We start from the raw sequence: 22,399 nt of genomic DNA, 5'->3' as shown, positions 1-22,399 counted from the left end.
ATCGCACAATGAAGCGTCGTAGCTTGATCAAGGCTTTTACACTCTCGGCAAGCATTGCCGCGATGGGCATGACCTGGACCGTCCAGGCCGCCGAGACCATCAAGGTTGGCATCCTGCATTCGCTGTCCGGGACCATGGCGATCTCCGAGACGTCCCTCAAGGACATGGCGTTGATGACCATCGACGAGATCAACGCCAAGGGTGGGGTCAACGGCAAGAAGCTCGAAGCGGTGGTCGTGGACCCGGCATCGAACTGGCCGCTGTTCGCCGAAAAGGGCCGGCAATTGCTGACCCAGGACAAGGTCGCCGTGGTGTTCGGCTGCTGGACCTCAGTGTCGCGTAAATCCGTGTTGCCGGTGTTCGAAGAGCTCAATGGCCTGCTGTTCTACCCTGTGCAATACGAAGGCGAAGAAATGTCGCCGAACGTCTTCTACACCGGCGCGGCGCCGAACCAGCAGGCGATTCCGGCGGTGGAATACCTGATGAGCGAAGAAGGCGGCAGCGCCAAGCGCTACTTCCTGCTGGGCACCGACTACGTCTACCCGCGCACCACCAACAAGATCCTGCGCTCGTTCCTGCACTCCAAAGGCGTGGCGGACAAGGACATCGAAGAGGTCTACACCCCATTCGGCCACAGCGATTACCAGACCATAGTGGCCAACATCAAAAAATTCTCGGCCGGCGGCAAGACTGCCGTGATTTCCACCGTCAACGGCGACTCCAACGTGCCGTTCTACAAGGAGCTGGCGAACCAGGGCCTGAAGGCCACCGACGTACCGGTCGTGGCGTTCTCGGTGGGCGAGGAAGAACTGCGCGGCATCGACACCAAACCCTTGATCGGCAACCTGGCGGCGTGGAACTACTTCGAGTCCGTGGATAACCCGGCGAACAAGAAGTTCGTCGACTCCTGGAAAGCCTACGCCAAGGCCAAGAACTTGCCGGGTGCCGACAAAGCCGTGACCAACGACCCGATGGAAGCCACCTACGTCGGCATCCACATGTGGGCCCAAGCGGTGGAAAAAGCCAAGTCCACCGACGTCGACAAAGTCCGCGAAGCCCTGGCCGGCCAGACCTTTGCCGCACCGTCGGGCTACACCCTGACCATGGACAAGACCAACCATCACCTGCACAAGCCCGTGATGATCGGCGAGATCCAGGCCGACGGGCAGTTCAACGTGGTCTGGCAGACCGAAGGGCCGATCCGCGCGCAACCGTGGAGCCCGTTCATCGCCGGCAACGACAAGAAGCCTGACTATGCGGTGAAGAGCAACTGAGCCCATGGTGTCGGCCCGGATCCCCGGGCCGGCACACACCCCTTGTGGGAGCGAGCCTGCTCGCGATAGCGGCGGATCAGCCAGAAGACATGTGACTGACACACCGCTATCGCGAGCAAGCTCGCTCCCACAGAGAAAGAAGTTCGCGCAAGGCCTAGCATATGCCCACCGCCCTTTACCGCCTCATTCTCGCCATCGCACTGTTACTGCCGATGGCCTCATACGCCGGCGACGCCGAAGACTTCGTCGCCGCCAACCCGACCCAGCAGGCCAAGCTCCTGGAAACCTGGGCCGCGCAGCCGGAGCCTGAGCGTGTCGAACTGATCAACGCCTTGCAGCAAGGCCAGTTGACCGTCGATGGCCAACCCAAGACCCTGCGCCTGAACAACCGCTTGCGAGGGCTGATCGAAACCGCCCTGGCCAGCCATCAACTGCTCGCCGTCGATGCCGGCGTGCGCCTGGCTGCCGCGCAACAGCTGCAAAAAAGCGCCCGCCCGGCGCAACTGGCGTTCCTTGATCGGCAACTGGCCGGCGAGCAGGACGAAGATGTCCACGCCGCCCTGAGCCTGGCCCTGGCGAATTTGCAACTGGTGGACACCAACCCCGCCGTGCGCCTGGCGGCCGTGCGACTGCTGGGGGAAACCGGCGACCCGCTGGCCCGCACTCGCCTCGAAAACCTGCTTGAACCCGGTGTCGAAACCGATGCCGCCGTGCGAACCGCCGCCGAAACCAGCCTCGGCCAGGTCAAGCGCAAACTCCTGATCGGCGAGCTGCTGGGCCAGGCGTTCAGCGGCATGTCCCTGGGCTCGATCCTGCTGCTGGCCGCCCTTGGCCTGGCGATCACCTTTGGCTTGCTGGGGGTGATCAACATGGCCCACGGCGAGATGCTCATGCTCGGCGCCTATTCCACTTATGTGGTGCAGATGCTGTTCCAGCGCTTCGCCCCGAACGCCATCGAGTTCTATCCGCTGATCGCCTTGCCGGTGGCGTTTTTCATCACCGCCGCCATCGGCATGGCCCTGGAACGCACGGTAATCCGCCACCTCTACGGACGGCCCCTGGAAACCCTGCTCGCCACCTGGGGCATCAGCCTGATGCTGATCCAGCTGGTGCGCCTGGTGTTCGGCGCGCAGAACGTGGAAGTCGCCAACCCGGCCTGGCTGTCGGGCGGGATCCAGGTGCTGCCGAACCTGGTGCTGCCGTACAACCGCATTGTGATTATTGCTTTCGCGCTGTTCGTGGTGGTGCTGACCTGGTTGCTGCTGAACAAGACGCGCCTGGGCCTGAACGTGCGCGCCGTGACCCAGAACCGCAACATGGCCGCCTGCTGCGGGGTGCCCACCGGGCGGGTGGACATGCTCGCCTTCGGCCTCGGCTCGGGCATCGCCGGGCTCGGTGGCGTGGCCCTGAGCCAGATCGGCAACGTCGGCCCGGACCTGGGCCAGAGCTACATCATCGACTCGTTCCTGGTGGTAGTGCTCGGCGGCGTCGGCCAGTTGGCCGGCAGTGTGTTCGCCGCGTTCGGCCTGGGCATCGCCAACAAGATCCTCGAACCGCAGATCGGCGCCGTGCTCGGCAAGATCCTGATCCTCGCGCTGATCATTCTGTTTATCCAGAAGCGTCCGCAAGGCCTCTTCGCGCTTAAAGGACGGGTAATCGACTGATGAACCAGCCCCTGATGCTTACGGCCACGCAAAAGGCCGGACCCAAAGTCACCCTCGCCGTCGGCGCGGTGATCCTCGCCGTGCTGCTGAGCCTGCCAGTGTTGTCGCTGTTGGCGGTGGATAACCCGCTGCATGTCTCGGCATACACCCTGACCCTGGTGGGCAAGATCCTCTGCTACGCCATTGTCGCCCTGGCGCTGGACCTGGTCTGGGGCTACGCCGGCTTGCTCTCCCTGGGCCACGGCCTGTTCTTCGCGCTGGGCGGCTACGCCATGGGCATGTACCTGATGCGCCAGGCCGCCGGCGATGGCGTGCCGGCGTTCATGACGTTCCTGTCGTGGACCGAGCTGCCCTGGTACTGGGCCGGCACCGACAGCTTCCTCTGGGCGATGTGCCTGGTGGTGCTGGCGCCGGGCTTGCTGGCGCTGGTGTTCGGTTTCTTCGCCTTCCGCTCGCGGATCAAGGGCGTGTATTTCTCGATCATGACCCAGGCCCTGACCTTCGCCGGGATGTTGCTGTTTTTCCGCAACGAGACCGGGTTTGGCGGCAACAACGGCTTCACCAATTTCCGTTCGATCCTGGGCTTTGGCATCACCGAGCCGGGCACCCGCGCGGTGCTGTTTTTTGCCACAGTGCTGCTGTTGGTGGCGAGCCTGTTCATCGGCTGGCGCCTGGCTCGCAGCAAGTTCGGCCGGGTGCTGACCGCCCTGCGCGACGCGGAAAACCGCCTGATGTTCTGCGGCTACGATCCCCGTGGCTTCAAGCTGTTCGTCTGGGTGCTGAGCGCGGTGTTGTGTGGCCTGGCCGGGGCGCTGTACGTGCCGCAGGTGGGGATCATCAACCCCAGCGAAATGTCGCCGACCAACTCCATCGAGGCCGCCGTGTGGGTGGCCCTCGGCGGGCGCGGCACGCTGATCGGGCCGTTGCTGGGCGCCGGCGTGGTCAACGGCATGAAGAGCTGGTTCACCGTGGCGTTTCCGGAATATTGGCTGTTCTTCCTCGGTGCCCTGTTCATCGTCGTGACCTTGTATCTACCCAAAGGCGTTATCGGGCTGTTGAAGAAAAGGGGCGAACAATGAAAATCACACCGACAGCGGATTTCATGCTCGAACCGATTATTGAACCCCCTCTCGATGCCAATCGGGACCAAGGCAGCAGCCGCGACGCCATCGGCCTCGGCCGGGCCGCCGGCGTAGGCCTGAACACCCGCCACGGCACCATCTTGACCCTGGAAGACATCAGCGTCAGCTTCGACGGTTTCAAGGCGCTGAACGACCTGAACCTGTACATCGGCGTCGGCGAACTGCGCTGCATCATCGGCCCCAACGGCGCCGGCAAGACCACGCTGATGGATGTCATCACCGGCAAGACCCGTCCCAGCCACGGCAAGGCCTGGTTCGGCGAAACCCTCGACCTGACGACCATGAGCGAAGTCGAGATTGCCCAAGCCGGCATCGGGCGCAAGTTCCAGAAGCCGACTGTGTTCGAAGCCCTGAGCGTGTTCGAGAACCTGGAACTGGCGCTCAAGACCGACAAATCGGTGTGGGCCAGCCTGCGGGCGAAGCTGACCGGCGAGCAACGCGACCGCATCAGCGAAGTGCTCGAGACGATCCGCCTCGCCCCTTCGGTCAACCGCGCCGCCGGGCTGCTGTCCCACGGCCAGAAGCAGTTCCTGGAGATCGGCATGCTGCTGGTGCAGGACCCGCAACTGCTGCTGCTTGACGAGCCGGTGGCGGGCATGACCGACGCCGAAACCGACTTCACCGCCGAGCTGTTCAAATCCCTGGCGGGCAAGCATTCACTGATGGTGGTGGAGCACGACATGGGCTTCGTCGGCGCGATTGCCGACCACGTCACCGTGCTGCACCAGGGCAGCGTGCTGGCCGAAGGGTCGCTGGAACAGGTGCAGGCCGATGAGCGGGTGATCGAGGTGTATCTCGGTCGCTGAGGCGAAAGCAATTGGCTTTTATGTGGGAGCGAGCTTGCTCGCGATAGCGGTGGATCAGCTGGAATGCAATGTAACTGACCCACCGCTATCGCGAGCAAGCGGGGTGGGGCGGGGTGGGGGTTGTGGGGCCCCCCCCCCCCGGCCCCCCCCCCCCCCCCCCCCCCCCCCCCCCCCCGCTCCCACAAGGGGCCTGAGGAGAATCTGGAAAATGCTGCAAGTCGACAAGCTGCACCAATACTATGGCGGTAGCCACATCCTGCGCGGCCTGTCGTTCGACGTGAAGGTCGGCGAGGTGACGTGCCTTCTCGGTCGCAACGGCGTGGGCAAGACCACCCTGCTCAAATGCTTGATGGGCCTGCTGCCGGCCAAGGAAGGCGTGGTGAATTGGGAAGGCAAGCCCATCACCACCTTCAAGCCGCATCAGCGGGTCCACGCCGGCATCGCCTATGTGCCGCAGGGTCGGGAAATTTTCGGGCGGCTGACGGTGGAAGAAAACCTGCTGATGGGCCTGTCGCGCTTTCCGGGCTCAGAAGCCAAGGAAGTACCGGCCTTCATCTACGAATTGTTCCCGGTGCTGCTGCAGATGAAACAACGCCGGGGTGGTGACCTGTCCGGCGGCCAGCAACAGCAGCTCGCCATCGGCCGGGCCCTGGCCAGTCGGCCGCGCCTGTTGATTCTCGATGAGCCCACCGAGGGCATCCAACCGTCGGTGATCAAGGAGATCGGCGCGGTGATCAAGAAACTCGCGGCCCGGGGCGACATGGCGATTTTGCTGGTGGAGCAGTTCTACGACTTCGCCGCCGAGCTGGCTGATCAGTACCTGGTGATGTCCCGGGGCGAGATCGTGCAGCAGGGCCGTGGAGAAAATATGGAAGTCGAGGGTGTGCGCGGATTGGTTACGATCTAGGCTCTGTACGAAATGTATCCGCACTCGCCCATACTGCGTTGAAACGGGGCTCGGAATGCTCATGTACTCCAGTACACTCCGCTTCCTCGCCCCGTTTCGCCTTGTCTGGCCTTCGCACGAACACATTTCATACAGACCCTAGGCTTAGCGTCCCGACGACAATCAGAAAATCATGAATCTACCTGTATCGCCATCCGCCCTGTTCACCCCCAGCTGGCACGCCGAGCTGGACTTGGGCTATGCCCGATCCGGTGATTGCACGCGCCCGGTCCAGCGCCGGCATAAAGGCCCGTTGCGGGTGCAGAAGCACTTGTACGCCGAAGGTCCCGAGGTGTGCCAGCACATCATCGTCCACCCGCCCGGCGGCATTGCCGGTGGGGATCGGTTGGACATTTCGGCCCAGGTCGGCCAGGGCGCCTGGGCGCAATTGACCAGCCCCGGCGCGGCCAAGTGGTACCGCGCCGCCGGCCCGGCGTACCAGCAACTGAGCCTGAGCGTGGCCCCTGGCGCGACCCTGGAATGGCTCCCTCAGGAAACCATCGTCTTCAGCGCGGCCCAGGCCGAACTCAGCACGAACATCGATCTGCAAGGCGACGCCCGCTTGTTCTACTGGGACATCGTTGCCCTCGGTCGGCCGGCCAGCGGCGAGCGGTTCGACGTGGGACACTTTCAATCGTGGCTGGACATCCGCCGCGACGGCCAGTTGCTCTGGCACGAGCGTCAGCGCATCGCCGGTGGCGATGGGTTGCTCGATTCCCCCATCGGCCTGGGCGGCGACCCGGTGTTTGCCACCTTGCTGGTGACCGGCGAGATCGACAGCGAGCTGCTGGAGCGCTGCCGCTCCCTGGACCATGCCGTGCGTGGCGACCTGACCCAACTGCCCGGCCTGGTCGTGGCACGCTGCCTGGCGAGCGAGGCATTGTTGGCGCGGGGGTGGTTGATTGAGTTGTGGCGGCTCCTGCGCCCGGCGTTGCTGGGTCGAGAGGCTGTGCCACCTAGAATTTGGAGCACCTGAATTTGCTTTTACCTGTGGGAGCGAGCTTGCTCGCGATAGCGGCGTATCAGCCAACCATTATGTTGAATGTTCGATTGCCATCGCGAGCAAGCTCGCTCCCACAAGGGATCGGTGTTTACTGCGAAAAAAATTATCTGCCCCTTATGGATTGCACATGGACCTGACCCCACGCGAAAAAGACAAGCTGCTGATCTTCACCGCCGGCCTCGTCGCCGAGCGGCGACTGGCCCGGGGCTTGAAGCTCAATTACCCAGAGGCCATGGCCTACATTTCCGCCGCGTTGCTCGAAGGCGCCCGCGACGGCCAGACCGTGGCCGAGCTCATGCACTACGGCACCACCCTGCTGAGCCGCGAGCAGGTGATGGAAGGCATCCCGCAAATGATCCCGGAAATCCAGGTAGAGGCGACGTTTCCCGACGGCACTAAACTGGTCACCGTCCACCAACCCATCGTCTGAGGCAACGGCATGACTTATCAGATCCGAGACGCCCAGCACCGCGACCTGCCGGCGATCCGCGACATCTACAACGATGCCGTGCTCAACACCACGGCGATCTGGAACGAGCAGCCCGTGGACCTGGGCAATCGCCAGGCCTGGTTCAGTGCCCGGCGCTCCCAGGGCTACCCGGTACGGGTGGTCATCGATGCCGAGGACAACGTGCTTGGGTATGCCTCGTTCGGCGACTGGCGGCCGTTCGACGGCTTCCGCCACACCGTCGAGCATTCGGTGTACGTCTGCCGGGACCAGCGCGGCAAGGGCCTTGGCCCTGTGCTGATGAGCGACCTGATCGAGCGCGCCCGGGCCTGCGGCAAGCACGTCATGGTCGCCGCTATCGAGAGCGGCAACGCGGCGTCGATTCGCCTCCATGAGCGGGCGGGTTTCGTCACCACCGGGCAGATGCCCCAGGTGGGCACCAAGTTCGGCCGTTGGCTGGACCTGACCTTCATGCAGTTGGTCCTCGACCCCGGGGCGCCACCGCCCGCCATGGACAAGGAGTGATACCGATGAACGCCGCCCAGTTGCGTCGAATCCACGCTGAAAGCTTTGCGCATTATCGCCAGGGCCTGGTCGACCTGTTGCTCGACGCCGTGGGTCATGGCGCCAGCGTGGGGTTCATGGCCGACCTGGATGCCGTACAGGCCAGGGCTTATTTCGACGAAGTCCAGGCCAGCCTCAATCAGGGTCACCTGCTGTTGTGGGTGGTGGTCAAGGATGAACAGGTACAGGCCAGCGTCCAGCTCGCCCTGTGCCAGAAGCCCAACGGCCTCAACCGTGCCGAAGTACAAAAACTGCTGGTGCGCGGCGACGCTCGTCGCAGGGGCCTGGGCCAGCAATTGATGAGCGCCCTGGAGCTCGGCACCCGTCAGCACAAGCGTGGGCTGCTGTACCTCGACACCGAGGCCGGTTCCGAAGCCGAGGCGTTCTACCGCGCCATGGGCTACACCCGCGTCGGAGAACTGCCCGACTACTGCCAGAGCCCGGACGGGACCTACACCCCGACCGCCATCTACTACAAGACTTTGGGACAACCGCAATGATTCCAGGCCAATACCAGGTTCAGCCCGGCGATATCGAGCTCAACGCCGGCCGCCGCACCGTGACGCTGAAGGTCGCCAACAGCGGCGACCGGCCGATCCAGGTCGGGTCGCATTTTCATTTTTTCGAGACCAACGACGCCCTGGCCTTCGACCGCGCCGCCAGCCGTGGCATGCGCCTGAACATACCGGCCGGCACCGCCGTTCGCTTCGAGCCGGGTCAGAGCCGAGAGGTGGAACTGGTGGACCTGGCCGGGCATCGCCGGGTGTTCGGGTTTGCCGGGCGGATCATGGGCGACCTTTAGGTCATGCGGTGTCTGCTCTGGCCCCATCGCGAGCAAGCTCGCTCCCACAAGGGAATGCGATCAATTGTGGGAGCGAGCCTGCTCGCGAAAAATGAGCGCAGCGAACGGCCTTACTATTAATTGAGTCTCAAGGCGAGCACATGAAGATTTCGAGACAAGCCTACGCCGACATGTTCGGCCCCACCGTCGGCGACAAGGTTCGCCTGGCCGACACCGAGTTGTGGATCGAAGTGGAGAAGGACTTCACCACCTACGGCGAAGAAGTGAAATTCGGCGGCGGCAAGGTGATTCGCGACGGCATGGGCCAGAGCCAATTGTTGGCCGCCGAGGTCGTTGACACGCTGATCACCAACGCGCTGATCATCGATCACTGGGGTATCGTCAAGGCGGATGTCGGCCTCAAGGACGGGCGCATCGCGGCGATCGGCAAGGCCGGTAACCCGGACATCCAGCCCGACGTGAGCATCGCCATCGGCGCCAGCACCGAAGTGATTGCCGGCGAAGGCATGATCCTCACCGCGGGTGGCATCGACACCCACATCCACTTCATCTGCCCGCAGCAGATCGAAGAAGCCCTGATGAGCGGCGTCACCACCATGATCGGCGGCGGCACGGGCCCGGCCACCGGGACCAACGCCACCACGTGCACGTCCGGGCCGTGGCACCTCGCACGAATGCTCCAGGCCGCCGATGCCTTCCCGATGAACATGGGCTTCACCGGCAAGGGCAACGCCAGTCTGCCGGAGCCGCTGGTCGAACAGGTCAAGGCCGGCGCCATCGGCCTGAAGCTGCACGAAGACTGGGGCACCACCCCGGCCGCCATCGACAACTGCCTCAGCGTGGCCGACCAGTACGACGTGCAGGTCGCGATCCACACCGACACCCTCAACGAATCCGGCTTCGTCGAGACCACCCTGGCCGCGTTCAAGGGCCGCACCATCCACACCTACCACACCGAAGGCGCCGGTGGCGGTCACGCGCCGGACATCATCAAGGCCTGCGGTTTCCCCAACGTGCTGCCCAGTTCCACCAACCCGACCCGGCCGTTCACCCGCAACACCATCGACGAACACCTGGACATGCTGATGGTCTGCCATCACCTCGACCCGAGCATTGCCGAGGACGTGGCGTTCGCCGAAAGCCGCATCCGCCGCGAGACCATCGCCGCCGAGGACATCCTCCACGACCTCGGCGCCTTCTCGATGATCAGCTCCGACAGCCAGGCCATGGGCCGTGTCGGCGAAGTCATCACGCGCACCTGGCAGACCGCCGACAAGATGAAGAAGCAACGTGGCGCCCTCCCCGCCGACGGCGAAGGCAACGACAACTTCCGCATCAAGCGCTACATCGCCAAGTACACCATCAACCCGGCGATCACCCACGGCATCAGCCATGAAGTGGGCTCTATCGAAGTGGGCAAGTGGGCCGACCTGGTGCTGTGGCGACCAGCGTTTTTTGGGGTCAAGCCGACGTTGATTCTCAAGGGGGGCGCGATCGCCGCCAGCCTGATGGGCGACGCCAACGCCTCGATCCCGACACCGCAACCGGTGCATTACCGGCCGATGTTCGCCAGCTACGGCGGCTCGCGGCATGCCACCAGCCTGACCTTCATCAGCCAGGCCGCCGCCGAGGCGGGGCTGCCAGAGCAATTGGGTTTGAAAAAACGGATCGCCGTGGTCAAAGGTTGCCGCGAGGTGCAGAAAACCGACCTGATCCACAACGACTACCTGCCAAGCATCGACGTCGACCCGCAGACCTACCAGGTCAAGGCCGACGGCGTGCTGTTGTGGTGTGAACCGGCTGATGTGTTGCCGATGGCGCAGCGTTATTTCCTGTTTTGAGCATAGGCCTGTGGCGAGTGGCAAGCTTCTCGCCACAGGTTCGCTTTACAAGTCGGTACTTTCCAACGGCGAGTTCAGCTCATCCTGGGTCAATGACTGGATCAGCTCCGCTTCCTTGACGCTGTGTTGCAAGCTCAACGCCTCGGTTCGACTGACATAGTCAGCGTCCTCCAGGGTTCCGTCCGCCTTCTGCGTATCCAGTTTCAGCAGGTCATCGGAGAGGGCGTCGGTCAACGTCTGGAAATCTACCGCATGTTGCCGCTTCAAATAGTCGATCCAGAAATCGCGGCCCACCAGTGATTGCATTTGCCGGGGCGAGTCGTCCAGAGCCAGGACCTCGGAGGCTGCGGCATTGAGCATGGCACTGGAAACGTTCCCCAGGTTGGTGAAGCGTCCCCCTGTCGGTTGCCCCGGCAGTTCCAGCCGGTCCCTGAGTCCCGTACGATAGGCCAAGCGGACCTCGACTTCTTCGATCAGCCTGATCAATTCGGCCTTTTGCGCGACTGTGAGCTCTTCACGGGCATTGATCGCATCACGACGCCCCTGGATGTCCTGCAGAGCTATGCGTTCCACTTCGTCCAGCCGGAACAATCCCTTGGCCAAGCGAATCAGCGTGGCCGCCTCATCCCCTTCCACCGACAGGGTCTTGGCGTTGTGGATCATCATTTTGATTTCCAAATTGCTGAACGACAACGAAGCACGGTCTTCACAGGCCGGTTCGCCGGCCAGTTCGAAAAGCTCATGACGCAACTCAGTAGAATCCCTGGCAGCCTCCAGCATCTGCCAGACGCGGGCCTGCAGGTCCGAATAGTCAGCCACGTCCTGATAGGAGCCGATCAACCGACTCAACAGCTGGAAGAACTCTCCGGATTGCGGATCTGCCTGCAGGCTTCGCCACAAGGCTTTTTTACCCTCCCGTTGTTCGGACGGCAGATCGCGCAGCCATGGCCGTACGTCTGACCGCATGCTTACCCCAACGTTGGCCGCCAGTTGGAGTGTTCCCGTCCGGCGCGGGGCGGCCCACTCGGGATGGGCTTGCTGGAGATTCGCCCAATATTCCTGCAGGCGCTGCCCGGTCGCCTCGTTCATTGGATTGCCCTGGATAAACGTCACGCCATTGAGCCGGGCCATGGCACGGGCCCGCTCGGCGGATGGATCGATCACGTGTGCCGGCACATCGGTCAGTCGGTTGTAGCGCAAGTCCAGTTCCGCCAGCGGCTGGGCAAGCAGGCCCGTGGGCCAGGTGTCGATCCGGGTGTTCCTCAGCAACAGCTCCGTCAGGGCGGGCAGGGTACTGAAGTCTGGCAAGCGACCCAGTGGATTGTCGTGGAGGGTCAGGGATTCCATGGCGGACAAACCGCCGAGGATTTCAACGCCACGTGGCGTCAGGGCGATCTGGTTCGATGCCATCGTCAGGTTGGTCAGATGAGGCATTCCTCCCAACGCCTCCGGCAGTTCAGTCAGGTTGTTATGGGCCATGTCCAGCCAACGAAGGGCAGGGAAACGCGCGAGAAAACCGTTACAGGTTTGTTGCGACAACCCCGCCCCGTAGAGTCTCAAGAAGGTTACGTGATTGAAATCAGCCGACAGCTGCGGCAACGACCGCACATGCATCCAGCCCAGATCCAGCTCATACCCGACACGCCGACCGTCCACCACACTGACAGCCCGGGACTGGCGTCTCCAACACTGACGAATTCGATCGGCGGTGATTCGCTTGAGTCTTTGTCGCGCCGCCGATGCGTTGCTGTCCGCTTCGTCCGTCTCTGTGGAAGCCACCCAACGGTCCAGCTCGTTGCGCAACGTACGGTATTCGGTTTCAAGGCGCCCGATTTCCGCAGCCGCTCCATCGCCCAATTCCCGCACAAAGGCCTGGACTTCCTGGCGCGAATAATCGGGGAACAAATTTCGCACCCGTCTTTCAGGCGACCTGCCCAGGCGCAGCCATTCCAAAGGCCCGCCCAGTGGATAGCCGTATCTGCCCGAGGCCAGGCGCATTGGCGACACGAGCAACGGTTTGACTGCCGGCACCTTCAAGACCTTTGCCAATGAACCCCGGCTCACCGGCGCCGCGCCGATAGCCGCCTTCAGCAACGCGCCATGATGAATCGAGGGGCGGCCCATGGCCTGGCGCTCGGAATCCGGGAGAGCATGCTGCAAGGCCGCGTAGAGGCTGCCCTCGCTGCTCAGATCGTTGCCGCTGTCGTCATGGGCTTGATAAAGATCGTCACTCTTGACGACGATTTTGACCTGCGTCGAATCCGCTGGCCCGACGCTGTCGATCAAGTCCCCAGAGGTGAAATCTTTCCTTAACTCGACGCGTACCGTATCGGTCCAGCCCGCCAACGTCTTGAGGGTCGCCAGCGCCAGGCGGGGTGTGTCCTCCGTGGCCAGGCGCTCCTGGTATAGACCCTCGTAGGCCCGGTTCAAACGGATCGCGCGCTGAAAGTAACGCAACTCTTCGGCGATGCGCAGCGGGATAGGTTTGGTCTGGGTGGCATCGGTGTAATCCCATCCCGCCATTTGCCGGATTTCGGCAGGGCTGGCGTGGACCATGATCTGCTCGATGGCCGCCGCCGGAACCGAAGGAAAACGGGACTTGATCAGTTTGACCCGTGGGTCCTTCGATACATCGCCCTTGGCGTAATGATCATTGATCAGTTGGGCTTTCTCACGCACCGCCACTTCAAGCAGATTCTTGCGGAACTGTTGGATTCGGGCGTTCATGTCTGTTTTCGCAAGTGCCGGGCGCGTGCCGGCCAGCAAATCATTGCCCGTCGCATCCACGGCCTCGATCAGGTTCCTGGGAAATGACGATGAATCCACTTCCGTATCGCTGACAATGACTTCACGGATCATGGACGTTCCATCCGTTGGGTGAGCGTATTCCCACAGGAACTTGCCCGAGCTGTCGATCACCTTCAGCTTCAAGTTTTCTGGCCATGGGCCGTAGCCCGTGAGCAAGTGCAGCTGGGTCATCGAATCGGCTTTTTCATAGATCAGCGGATCTTCGCTTTGCATGTGCAACAGGAAAGCGTCGACTTTGCGAGCGATGTCGAAGCGCTTGATCGTGTCGTCCAGCAACACCGGCACCGGTTCTCCCTCGCCGTGCATGCGCCGCAGCGCGTCCTCGCTGGTGCCACTGGCGGTACGAATGTGCTCGAGCTCGGCATCGCTGAAATCCTTGACCCGATGGCCGAGCCGGCGCATCAGGGTCGTACCGTCCCAGCTTCGCGGCTGTTCCAACTCATGGTTCCAGGCACCGCTGCCGTTGTTTGTCAGCTCGGGCTGATAGGCATCCGGCCGGGAAGGATGGCGAATGCGATAACGTTGGGTGGCCGGGTCTTGCTGGACTTCGTAGTGACTGTCGTCCAATGGCAATACGTCGCGGCCATTGACGCGGTGCAAGCCCAGGGCATCGGGCAGCGAATTCGCGGACGGTTCCAGATCGCTCTGGTAAGGCGTCAGGTCGGGACGCCAGAGCCGTGTTTCGCCAGTCGGCGATGTTACGGGCTCCAATTGATCCACGGTCGCCGATGGCATGATGCGCGGGAGCACCTTGGCGCCGGCGGCCATGAACGCGGCGTTGAGCGCCAGGCTGGAAAAATGCCCCCACATTTCCTTGGTTTCCCCTTGCTCGAACGTCTCGACGGCCTCGAACGCCTCGTACAGCATCTGCAAGGCCCACACCGCCATCATCACCTGACCGAGCCCGGGCACCACGAACGCAGCCATGTTGAGCACATTGAGGACCGTGCTTTCCCAACTTTCCAGGCGTGCCAGGCGCGCCTTCTTGTCTTCGTCGCCCGTAGGAACCGCCGCGACCCGTGCGTCCTGGTAAATCTTGCGGACCTGATTGACCCGTAGCGTCTCCCACAAGAAACCTTTGAGCTCGGACGCGCTCATCGGCAGCCTGGGCAGGTTCGACTTGAGGGGGAAGTCGCCTTTGGCATCGGTTTGCGAAGAGGGCTTGAAGAGACGGTTGAAGCGCTCGAAGAAATGCCCTTGCTCATGCAGCGGCACGAAGCGACTGAAAAAACGACGGTAGTCGAGGTTATGCAGGCGGCGCCGCAGTTCGACCATGAATGCGTCGCTTGAGGCGTATTCCTTCACCGGATGCTCAGGATCGTCCGGAATGTAGGCCACGACTCGTTCCAACCGGTTACTTTTCTCGCGTTCCGGACCGATCAGCAGGGGGCCGACAAGTTCGACGTCAAGGACCTTCAACGTGGCGAAGGTCACCGGGCGACCGTCCAGCTCGGCCGAGGGTTGCCCACCCACCACCCGCTGCAACATTCGGTAGGTGTCCTGGCGAATGTCCGCCTTGGCCTGGGCAATCTCGGTGCTGATCGTGAGGAGTTGCTTGTGATGCTCGCGCAACTGTTCATCCAACCGTTCGCGGGCCTGACGGTCGTTCGGTTCCAGGACCGTCACAAGATGCTCCCGGTACTTGCGCCCCAGGTCGAGCTTGCGGCATAGCTTGATAAAGGCTTCGGGGGCAATGGGCAGTGTGCCGGCGCGCACGGACTCGAGGGTGTGGCTCAAGGTGCCGTCAGCCGACACCGGCGTGGTGGTGATGAGGTGGCAATCATCGCAGTCGAGCTTGTGCTCTTCATCGGGTTCGAAATTCGCCAGCGCGACGTCCAGCAGCGAACCGCCTCGGTATTGGTAAGTGTCGTAGGCTTCACCGGTCAAGCGATGGAGCAGATTGAAGCCCAGGTCGGTACGCGTCTTGACCGCGAACTTGCGGGCAAAATAAACCTCCCGGACGTTAAGCGTCCGCTTGAAGGTGGTCTGGATGGCCTGGCTGAGCAAAGGTTCGGCAAAGGCCCGTACGTCCTGGACCTTGCCCAGCGCGCAATCGACCTGGTTGAAAATCCGGCAGTACTGCTCGTGACTGCGCTTGAGGCTGGCCCTGGTCTGGTGGGTCGTTTTCACGTACCACTCTGGAAGCTCCAGGTCATGATCGCGCAGCGCTTGCTGGCGCTGCACGGTGGCGTTCATGAAGCAGGGCGAAATACGACTTCTGAGCAAATCGTCGTGCTCACCCTTTTTTGAAGCAGGTGGGGTCGTGGTGGTTTTCGTAGCGGTAGGCTCTGGCATCTCGGGTCATCCTTGAGGTTGGAAAACCCGAGCCTACTCATTGCCTGCGCCGTGGTTGCGGTAACTATTTATCGCTTTCTTCACAAAGCATGACAGGGGGAAGCGTTGCTGCCTCGTCCCTGCTCCGGCTCCGAAGATTTGCCCTACAAGTCAGTGCTTTCCTCCTGTGCGTCCAGCGCTTGCTCGGTCAAGGCCTGGATCAGCTCCGCTTCCTTGACCCGCTGTTGCAAGCCCAGCGCCTCGGACTGGCTCACATAGTCAGCCTCCTCCAGGGTTCCGGCCGCTTTGGCCTCATCCAATGCGAGTTGCTCGGTAATGAGAGTGTTGGTCAGCGACTGGAACGCAGCCTCATGTTGTTGTTTCAAGAAGTCGATCCAGAACTCCCGCCCCAGCAGCGATTGCATCTGCCGGGGTGAATCGTCCAGTGCCTCTACCTGGGTGGCGGCTGCCTCGAGCATGTCCGGCGTGACGTTACCCATGTGAACAAAACGCCCACCTTTGGGTTGCCCCGGCAGCGCCAGCCGGTCTCGGAGCCCCACGCGGTAGGCCAGGCGTACTTCGACTTCTTCTATGCGCTCCAGTAGCCGATTCCTCTGTGCGGTTGTCAGGTCCGACCGGGCCGTGATGACGTCACGTCGTGCCTGGATGTCTTCCAGGGCGATGCGCTCCACCTCATCGACGCGAAACAATCCCTTGGCCAGCTTGATCAAGGTTGCGGCCTCCGCCTCGCCGTTGGCCGTGGCCTTGGCGTCGTGAATCATCAATCTGATTTCCAGGTAGCTGAACGATAACGCTGCGCGGTCCTCACACGCCGGAGCCCCCGCCAGCTCGAACAACTCATGGCGCAGGTCGGTGTTAGCCCCGGCGGCTTCCACCATTTGCCAGACACGCGACTGCAGGTCCGAGTAGCTTTCTTCGCCTTGATAGGAGGTGGCCAAGCGATTCAACAGCTCGAAGAACTCACCCGATTGCGGCTCACTCGCCAGGCTTTGCCACAACGCGCGTTTGCCTGGTAATTGGCTGTCGGGCAAATTCTGCACCCACTGCTGCACATTGGCCGCCGTTCCCACCGCGACATGACCAAACGCCCCGTGTTGACGCAACGTTATCCACTCGGGATGCTCACGCCACAGGTCCGCCCAATAGTCACGCAGGCGCTGTTGGGTCGCTTCGCCCAATGGATTGCCTTGGAGGAAAGTCACGCCGTTGACGCGGGCCGTGGCAAGGGCGTCGGCCGCCGCCGGGTTGACCAGCGCGTCTGGAACGTCGGTCAATTGGTTGTCGCGCAGATCGACGAACTCCAGCGGCAAGCCGCGCAGGCCCGCCGGCCAGGTGTCGATTCCGGTGCCCTTGAGGCCCAGGCCGCGCAGGTCGGACATGTGACTGAAATCCGGCAACTGCCCCACGGGATTGTTTTCCAGATTGAGGACTTTCAGTCGGGTAAGACCCTGCAGGACTTCAACACAACGAGAGGTCAGGGTGATGGTGTTGTCTTTGAGCAGCAGCTTGGTCAGGCCATCCATTGCCCCCAAGGCTGCGGGGATTTGCACCAGGCGGTTGTCAGACATGTCCAGCCAGCGAAGAGAGGAAAAACCGGAGAGAAAACCTTCGCAGGCCTCTTGTGACAGGTCCATGCCCGCCATTTTCAGCGAGGCCACGTGGCTGAAATCCGCCGACAGCTCCGGCAGGTAACCGACTGTCAGCTGGCCCAGATCGAGCTGATAGCCCACCGCGCGGCCATCCGCTGCTGTCACCACGGCGGTCTGGCGCCTCCAGCAACGCTTGATCTGATCGGCCACTCCGCGCTTGCGCACGGGTGGCACCTGCTCCATGCGGTCGCCCGAATAAATCCAACTGGTCGTATTCACCCAACGGTCGAGGTCTCGATCCAGCATGTCCAGCTCGATCTTACGTCGCTTGAGCTCCGCCACGGCGCCGTCGCCCAATGAAGCCAGCAACGCCCGGACCTGCTCGTTCGTATGGTTGGGGTACAACTCCAGGACTCGACTTTCCACCGAGCGCCCCAGCCCCAATAAGGCCCGCAACCCGCTCAGTGGGTATCCGACCGCGCCCGACGCCAGGCGCATCGGTGAGCGGAACGATGGCTTGATGGCGGGCAGGTTCAAGGTTCGCGCCAACGAATTGCGCGGCAATGGCGCTTCACCGAGGGCCTTTTCCAGCAGGGCACCCTGGTGGATCGAAGGGCGCCCCATCGCCTGACGCTCGGCGTCCGGCAGGGCGTGTTGCAACGCGTCGAAGACGCTGCCCCAATGGCTCAATTCATTGCCCCGATCATCAAGGGCCTGGTAGCGAGCACCGTCCCTGACCACGATCTTGGTCTGCGCCGCCTCCTGCGGCCCGATGCTGTCGACCAGGGCGCCGGAGGCATGATCGTCTCGCAGTTCGATACGCACCGTGTCGCTCCAGCCGGGCAGGGTCTTGAGCGTTGCCAGCGCCAATCGGGGCGTGTCCGCCGTCGCCAACGCGGGTCGGTACAGGCCTTCATAGGCCCGGTTCAAACGCACCGTTCGCTGGCAATGACGCAGTTCCTCGGCGATGCGCAGCGGAATCGGCTTGGTCTGGGTGGGATCGGCGTCATTCCACGCGGCCATCTGCTGAAGCTCCGCACGGTTGGCATCGGTGATCATCTGCTCGATGGCCGCGGCCGGCACCGATGGGAAGCGGGATTTGATCAACGCCACCCGAGGGTCGACTGGCTCTTGGCTCCTGGCGTAGTAATCATTGAGCAGCTGGACTTTTTCACGCCGCGCCACTTCCGCGAGGTTGTTCCTGAGCTGGCGAATCCGAGCATCCATGTTCGTTTTCGCTATCGCCGGACGGGTGTCGGCCAGCAGATCCTTCCCGGTCGCGTCCACCGCCTCGATCAGATTCTTCAGCACCGAAGAGGTACGCACCTTTGCCTCGGGAATGATCACATCACTCACCGGAGCCGAGCCCTGGGATGGACGAACATACCGCCAGAGCGTCTTGCCCGCCCCGTCCACCACCTTCAATCTCAGCCCGCTTGGCCAGGGGCCATAACCGGCAAGCAAGTGCAACTGCGTCACTGGATCGGCTTCGTCCTGTCGCAGCGAATCGTCGCTTTGCAGTTGCCCGATAAAATTGTCGACTTGTCGCGCCAAGTCAAAGCGCTTGACCGTATCGGCCAGCAATGCGGGCATCGGCTCGCCGTCCACATGCATGCGTCGCAACACGTCCTCGCTGGTGCCACTGGCGATGCGGATCTGCTCCAGTTCGCTGTCGCTGAAACCCTCGACCCGATGGCCCAGCCTGCGCATCAGGGTTGTGCCTTTCCAACCCTGTGGTCTTTCGAGTTCATGGTTCCAGGCGCCGCTGCCGTTGTGCGTCAGCTTGGGCTGGTAGGCATCCGGCCGGGAAGGATGACGGATGCGATAGCGCTGGGTAATCGGGTCCTGTTGTACTTCGTAGTAGTGCTCGTCCAACGGCAGGACCTTGCGGCCACTGACCTCATACAGCCCTAGACTGTCCGGGACGGCACCGGCGAGTGGACGCAAAGGACTGCGGTACGGCGTGAGGTCGGGATTCCAGAGTCGCGATTCCCCGTTGGCCCGTTCCACCGCTTCCAACTGATCCACACTGGCCGATGCCTGGATCTTCGGCAACACCTTGGCGCCCGCGGCGATAAACGCGGTGTTGAGCGCCACGCTGGAAAAGTGCGCCCACATCTCCTTGGTTTCCCCTTGCTCGAACGCCTCGATACCTTCGAACGCCTCTTCGAACATCTGCACCGCCGCCACGGTCAGCATCAGCGGCCCCAACGCGGGCACCACGAACGCCAACTGGTTGAGCACGTCGATCACCGTGTTCGTCCAACTTTCCAGGCGCGCCAGGCGGGCGGTTTTGTCCTCATTGGCGGTGGGCACCGCCACCGCTCGCGCGTCCATCTCGATTTTCTGCAACTGCTCGCGGCGCAAGGCTTCCCACAGCGAGCCGGTGATGGGCGATGCGGCCATGCGCAAGTTGTTCAACGAGGGTTTGAGGGGATAGTCAGACTGGGCATCGGCCTGGGGAGAAGGTTGGTAGAGCTGGTCGAACTGCTTGAAAAAAGTCCCTTGCTGGCTCAGCGGTATAAAGCGACTGAAAAACCGTCGGTAGGCGATGCCATGAAGGCGTCGGCGCAGTTCGATCATGAATTCGGTACTGGACGCGTATTCCTTGAGCGGGTGCTCGGGATCGCCCGGGAGGTACGCCACCATTCGCTCCAGGCGCCGGGTCTTTTCCCGGTCGGGGCCGATCAGCAGCGGGCCGACCAGTTCGACGTCGAAGACTTTCAGCGAAGTGAACGTCACCGGCCGCCCGTCGAGCATGACCCCGTCGTGATCGGCGATCACTTGCCGCAACATCTGGTACGTGTCCTGGCTGATGTCCGCCTTGGCCCAGGCGACTTCGACACTCAGCGCCAACGATTGTTTGTGGTGATCACGCAGTTGCTGGTCGAGCCGCTTGCGGGCGTCGTCGTCAGCGGGTCGGGCAATGGCGCGAATGTGTTGCTGGTAGCGCCGTCCGAGGTCCAGTTTGCGGCACAGCCTGGCAAAGGCGTGCGGGGCGATTGGCAACGCCCCCGCCCGGACGGCTTCCAGCGTGGGCTTAGGCGTACCACTGGCGGACAGTGACGTGGTGGTGATGACATGGCAGCCGTCGCAATCGAGCTTAAGCTCTTCGTCGGGTTCGAAGTTCGCCAGTGCGGTTTCCAACAACGAAGCGCCTCGATACTCGTAGGTATCCCAGGCCTCTCCCGTCAGACGGTGAAGCAGCGTGCTGCCCAGGTCCTTGCGTGTCTTGAGGCCGTACTGGCGCGCGTAATAAACCGCCTCCACGTCCAGGGTTCGCTTGAATTCCTTCTGTATGGCCTGGGTCAGCAGCGGCTTGGCGAAGGCGCGGATGTCCTCGATGCTGCCCAAGGTGCTGTCGATCAGGTTCAGGCTGGCGCGGTAGCGCGCATGCTGGTCCTTGAGGCGGGTCCGGGTTGCGTGGGAAGTCTTCGGGTACCAGGCCGGGAGTTTCAGGTCGTGGTCGCTCAACGCCTGCTGGCGCCGCATGACGGCCCCGATGTACCAATCGGGAACTCGCTGCTTGAGCAGGTCGAAGTGGACGCCGCGACTTTCAGGCTGCGGCGTCATGCCGGGGTCGGCAATGGCGGGAATAAGTATTGGCATGCGGATCATCCTTGAGAGTGGAAACCCGAGCCTACCCAGTGCATCACCGGCCAGTGCGGTAACTATCTATCGTTTTTTCTGCAAGACCCAGCGAGCACGCCTGCCGTTCTTACTCCACCCAACGGCCCAGTTGCTGGCGCAGCCGACGGTTCTCGGATCGCAACTGCTGGACCTCCTCCAACAGATCCAGCGCCAGCGCGACACCTTCCCATTCCAGTTCCAACTCACGGCGCAGCTTGGCGGCCCGGCGGGCCAGGACCAGTTCGTAATCGGTGAAACGCCAATCGGTCGGGGCCGCGCCGTGGGGCTCGAGGATGCCGTGCTCGACGATTTCAATCACGTGGACATCCGCCAACGCAGCGGCTTCACAGAATTCCATCAGGTTCAGTTCGATGATCGGGTCGTTCATGGTCTGCTTCTCCCAATGCTTCAACTGTCGAGTCTAGCCAGGATTGTGGAAAACCCGGTTTTGTGGCGAGGGAGCTTGCTCCCGCTCGGCTGCGCAGCAGTCGTAAAACCTGCCTACCGGTTTTTCCTGGCGCACCGTGTCGAATGGTTTTGGGACTGCTTCGCAGCCCAGCGGGAGCAAGCTCCCTCGCCACGGAGTGCGTTGCCAGGCCTGTGGTTACCGGTCAGAAGTGCTCCCGAGGATCGAACGCAGCTTTCTTCGCCAACTCGGCCCACAACGCCTTGACCGATTCATCGCTGGCCTTGGGCATCACGGCCTTGAGCTGTACGAACAGGTAGCCGCGCTCGCCGGCCTTGTTGCGCAGGCCGTGGCCCTTGGCGCGCATGCGCTGGCCGTTCTGGCTGCCGGCCGGCACCTTGAGGTTGATCTTGCCGGTGAGGGTCGGCACCGCCACCTCGGTCCCCAGGGCCAATTCCCACGGCGCCAGGGGCAAGGTGATGATCAGGTCCTGGCCTTCGACGTCGAACTTGGGGTGCGGGGCGAAACGAATGGTCAGGTACAAGTCGCCATTGGCGCCACCGCCGATGCCGGGCGCGCCCTGGCCCTTGAGGCGGATGCGCTCGCCATCGGTCACGCCCAGCGGGATCTTCACGTTCAGGCTCTTGCTGGTATTGCTCACGTGCTGGCCCGCCGCGTTGTATTGCGGCACCTGGAAACTGACCTTCTTCGACTCGTTCGACAGGGTTTCTTCCAGGAAGATCGGTAATTCCATTTCCACGTCTTGCCCCCGACGGCCGGCGCTGCGACCCGATTGACGGCCACCGAAACCCGGCCCGCGATTGCCAAAGATCGAACTGAAGAAGTCCGAGAAGTCACCCGTATCCTGGCCACCAAAACCGCCACGGCTCTGCCAACCCGGCGGTCCCTGGAATGGCTGTCCGTGCTGACCATAACGGCGCAGGTCGTCGTACTCGGCACGCTTGTCGGCGCTTTTCAACGCCTCATAGGCTTCGGAGACGTCCTTGAACTTGGTTTCGGCGTCCTTCTCTTTGCTCACGTCCGGGTGGTACTTGCGCGCCAACTTTCGATAGGCAGCCTTGATCGTGGCATCGTCGGCCGTCGGCTCGACACCCAGGATCTTGTAATAGTCTTTGAAGTCCATCTTAAGCATCACCATCCGTTATCGATGTCGCACCGCC

Annotated in this window: 15 protein-coding genes; 11 read left to right on the top strand and 4 right to left on the bottom strand. The window is 62.4% G+C overall.

Annotated elements, in window-relative coordinates:
- The first annotated feature begins 8 nt into the window (after window positions 1–8).
- The 11 genes from urtA (at window position 9) to ureC (ending at window position 10,490) form a co-directional block, all read left to right on the top strand.
- Entirely contained in the window at window positions 9–1,274 is a 1,266-nt protein-coding gene (gene urtA, locus ACLK1G_RS15775; protein ID WP_420766250.1) for an urea ABC transporter substrate-binding protein, read from the top strand.
- Between the two features lie 161 nt (window positions 1,275–1,435).
- Window positions 1,436–2,938 carry an urea ABC transporter permease subunit UrtB gene (gene urtB / locus ACLK1G_RS15770; RefSeq protein ID WP_420766249.1) on the top strand — a complete coding sequence of 501 codons (1,503 nt, stop codon included), beginning with the start codon at window positions 1,436–1,438 and terminating at the stop codon, window positions 2,936–2,938.
- Window positions 2,938–4,017, top strand: coding sequence for an urea ABC transporter permease subunit UrtC (urtC, locus tag ACLK1G_RS15765; protein ID WP_420766248.1), 1,080 nt, complete (start codon window positions 2,938–2,940; stop codon window positions 4,015–4,017). Before urtB ends, urtC begins: the two co-directional genes overlap by 1 nt.
- Window positions 4,014–4,886, top strand: a complete 873-nt coding sequence (gene urtD / locus ACLK1G_RS15760) for an urea ABC transporter ATP-binding protein UrtD (protein WP_420766247.1) — start codon at window positions 4,014–4,016, stop codon at window positions 4,884–4,886. The genes urtC and urtD overlap by 4 nt, the downstream gene beginning before the upstream one ends.
- Before the next feature lie 208 nt (window positions 4,887–5,094).
- Complete coding sequence (gene urtE, locus ACLK1G_RS15755; RefSeq protein ID WP_420766246.1) at window positions 5,095–5,793, top strand: urea ABC transporter ATP-binding subunit UrtE; 699 nt, start codon at window positions 5,095–5,097, stop codon at window positions 5,791–5,793.
- 172 nt (window positions 5,794–5,965) lie between these two features.
- The gene (locus tag ACLK1G_RS15750; RefSeq protein WP_420766245.1) at window positions 5,966–6,808 is read left to right on the top strand and encodes an urease accessory protein UreD; all 843 of its coding nucleotides are present in this window, start codon (window positions 5,966–5,968) and stop codon (window positions 6,806–6,808) included.
- A gap of 154 nt (window positions 6,809–6,962) precedes the next feature.
- A complete protein-coding gene (gene ureA, locus ACLK1G_RS15745) occupies window positions 6,963–7,265 on the top strand; it encodes an urease subunit gamma (RefSeq protein WP_420766244.1) in 303 nt (100 codons plus the stop codon).
- 9 nt (window positions 7,266–7,274) lie between these two features.
- On the top strand, window positions 7,275–7,808 hold the full coding sequence (locus tag ACLK1G_RS15740; RefSeq protein WP_420766243.1) for a GNAT family N-acetyltransferase: 534 nt from the start codon (window positions 7,275–7,277) through the stop codon (window positions 7,806–7,808).
- Window positions 7,809–7,813: 5 nt separating this feature from the next.
- The gene (locus ACLK1G_RS15735; protein ID WP_420766242.1) at window positions 7,814–8,347 is read left to right on the top strand and encodes a GNAT family N-acetyltransferase; all 534 of its coding nucleotides are present in this window, start codon (window positions 7,814–7,816) and stop codon (window positions 8,345–8,347) included.
- A complete protein-coding gene (locus ACLK1G_RS15730) occupies window positions 8,344–8,649 on the top strand; it encodes an urease subunit beta (RefSeq protein WP_420766241.1) in 306 nt (101 codons plus the stop codon). Before ACLK1G_RS15735 ends, ACLK1G_RS15730 begins: the two co-directional genes overlap by 4 nt.
- A 140-nt stretch (window positions 8,650–8,789) precedes the next feature.
- Complete coding sequence (gene ureC / locus ACLK1G_RS15725) at window positions 8,790–10,490, top strand: urease subunit alpha (protein ID WP_420766240.1); 1,701 nt, start codon at window positions 8,790–8,792, stop codon at window positions 10,488–10,490.
- Between the two features lie 45 nt (window positions 10,491–10,535).
- Here ureC and ACLK1G_RS15720 read toward each other — a convergent pair whose 3' ends face one another.
- From ACLK1G_RS15720 to ACLK1G_RS15705, 4 genes are all read right to left on the bottom strand, one after another.
- Entirely contained in the window at window positions 10,536–15,494 is a 4,959-nt protein-coding gene (locus tag ACLK1G_RS15720) for an NEL-type E3 ubiquitin ligase domain-containing protein (RefSeq protein WP_420766239.1), read from the bottom strand.
- Window positions 15,495–15,736: 242 nt separating this feature from the next.
- Window positions 15,737–20,791, bottom strand: a complete 5,055-nt coding sequence (locus ACLK1G_RS15715) for an NEL-type E3 ubiquitin ligase domain-containing protein (RefSeq protein WP_420766238.1) — start codon at window positions 20,789–20,791, stop codon at window positions 15,737–15,739.
- Between the two features lie 109 nt (window positions 20,792–20,900).
- Entirely contained in the window at window positions 20,901–21,200 is a 300-nt protein-coding gene (locus ACLK1G_RS15710; protein WP_420766237.1) for a chaperone modulator CbpM, read from the bottom strand.
- 223 nt (window positions 21,201–21,423) lie between these two features.
- On the bottom strand, window positions 21,424–22,362 hold the full coding sequence (locus ACLK1G_RS15705; RefSeq protein WP_420766236.1) for a DnaJ C-terminal domain-containing protein: 939 nt from the start codon (window positions 22,360–22,362) through the stop codon (window positions 21,424–21,426).
- Between the last annotated feature and the right edge of the window lie 37 nt (window positions 22,363–22,399).

It is taken from the genome of Pseudomonas algeriensis (assembly GCF_048847255.1).
Lineage (GTDB): Bacteria > Pseudomonadota > Gammaproteobacteria > Pseudomonadales > Pseudomonadaceae > Aquipseudomonas.
The sequence above is the reverse complement of the archived record's forward strand: the minus strand, read 5'-3'. Positions and strand labels throughout refer to the sequence as shown.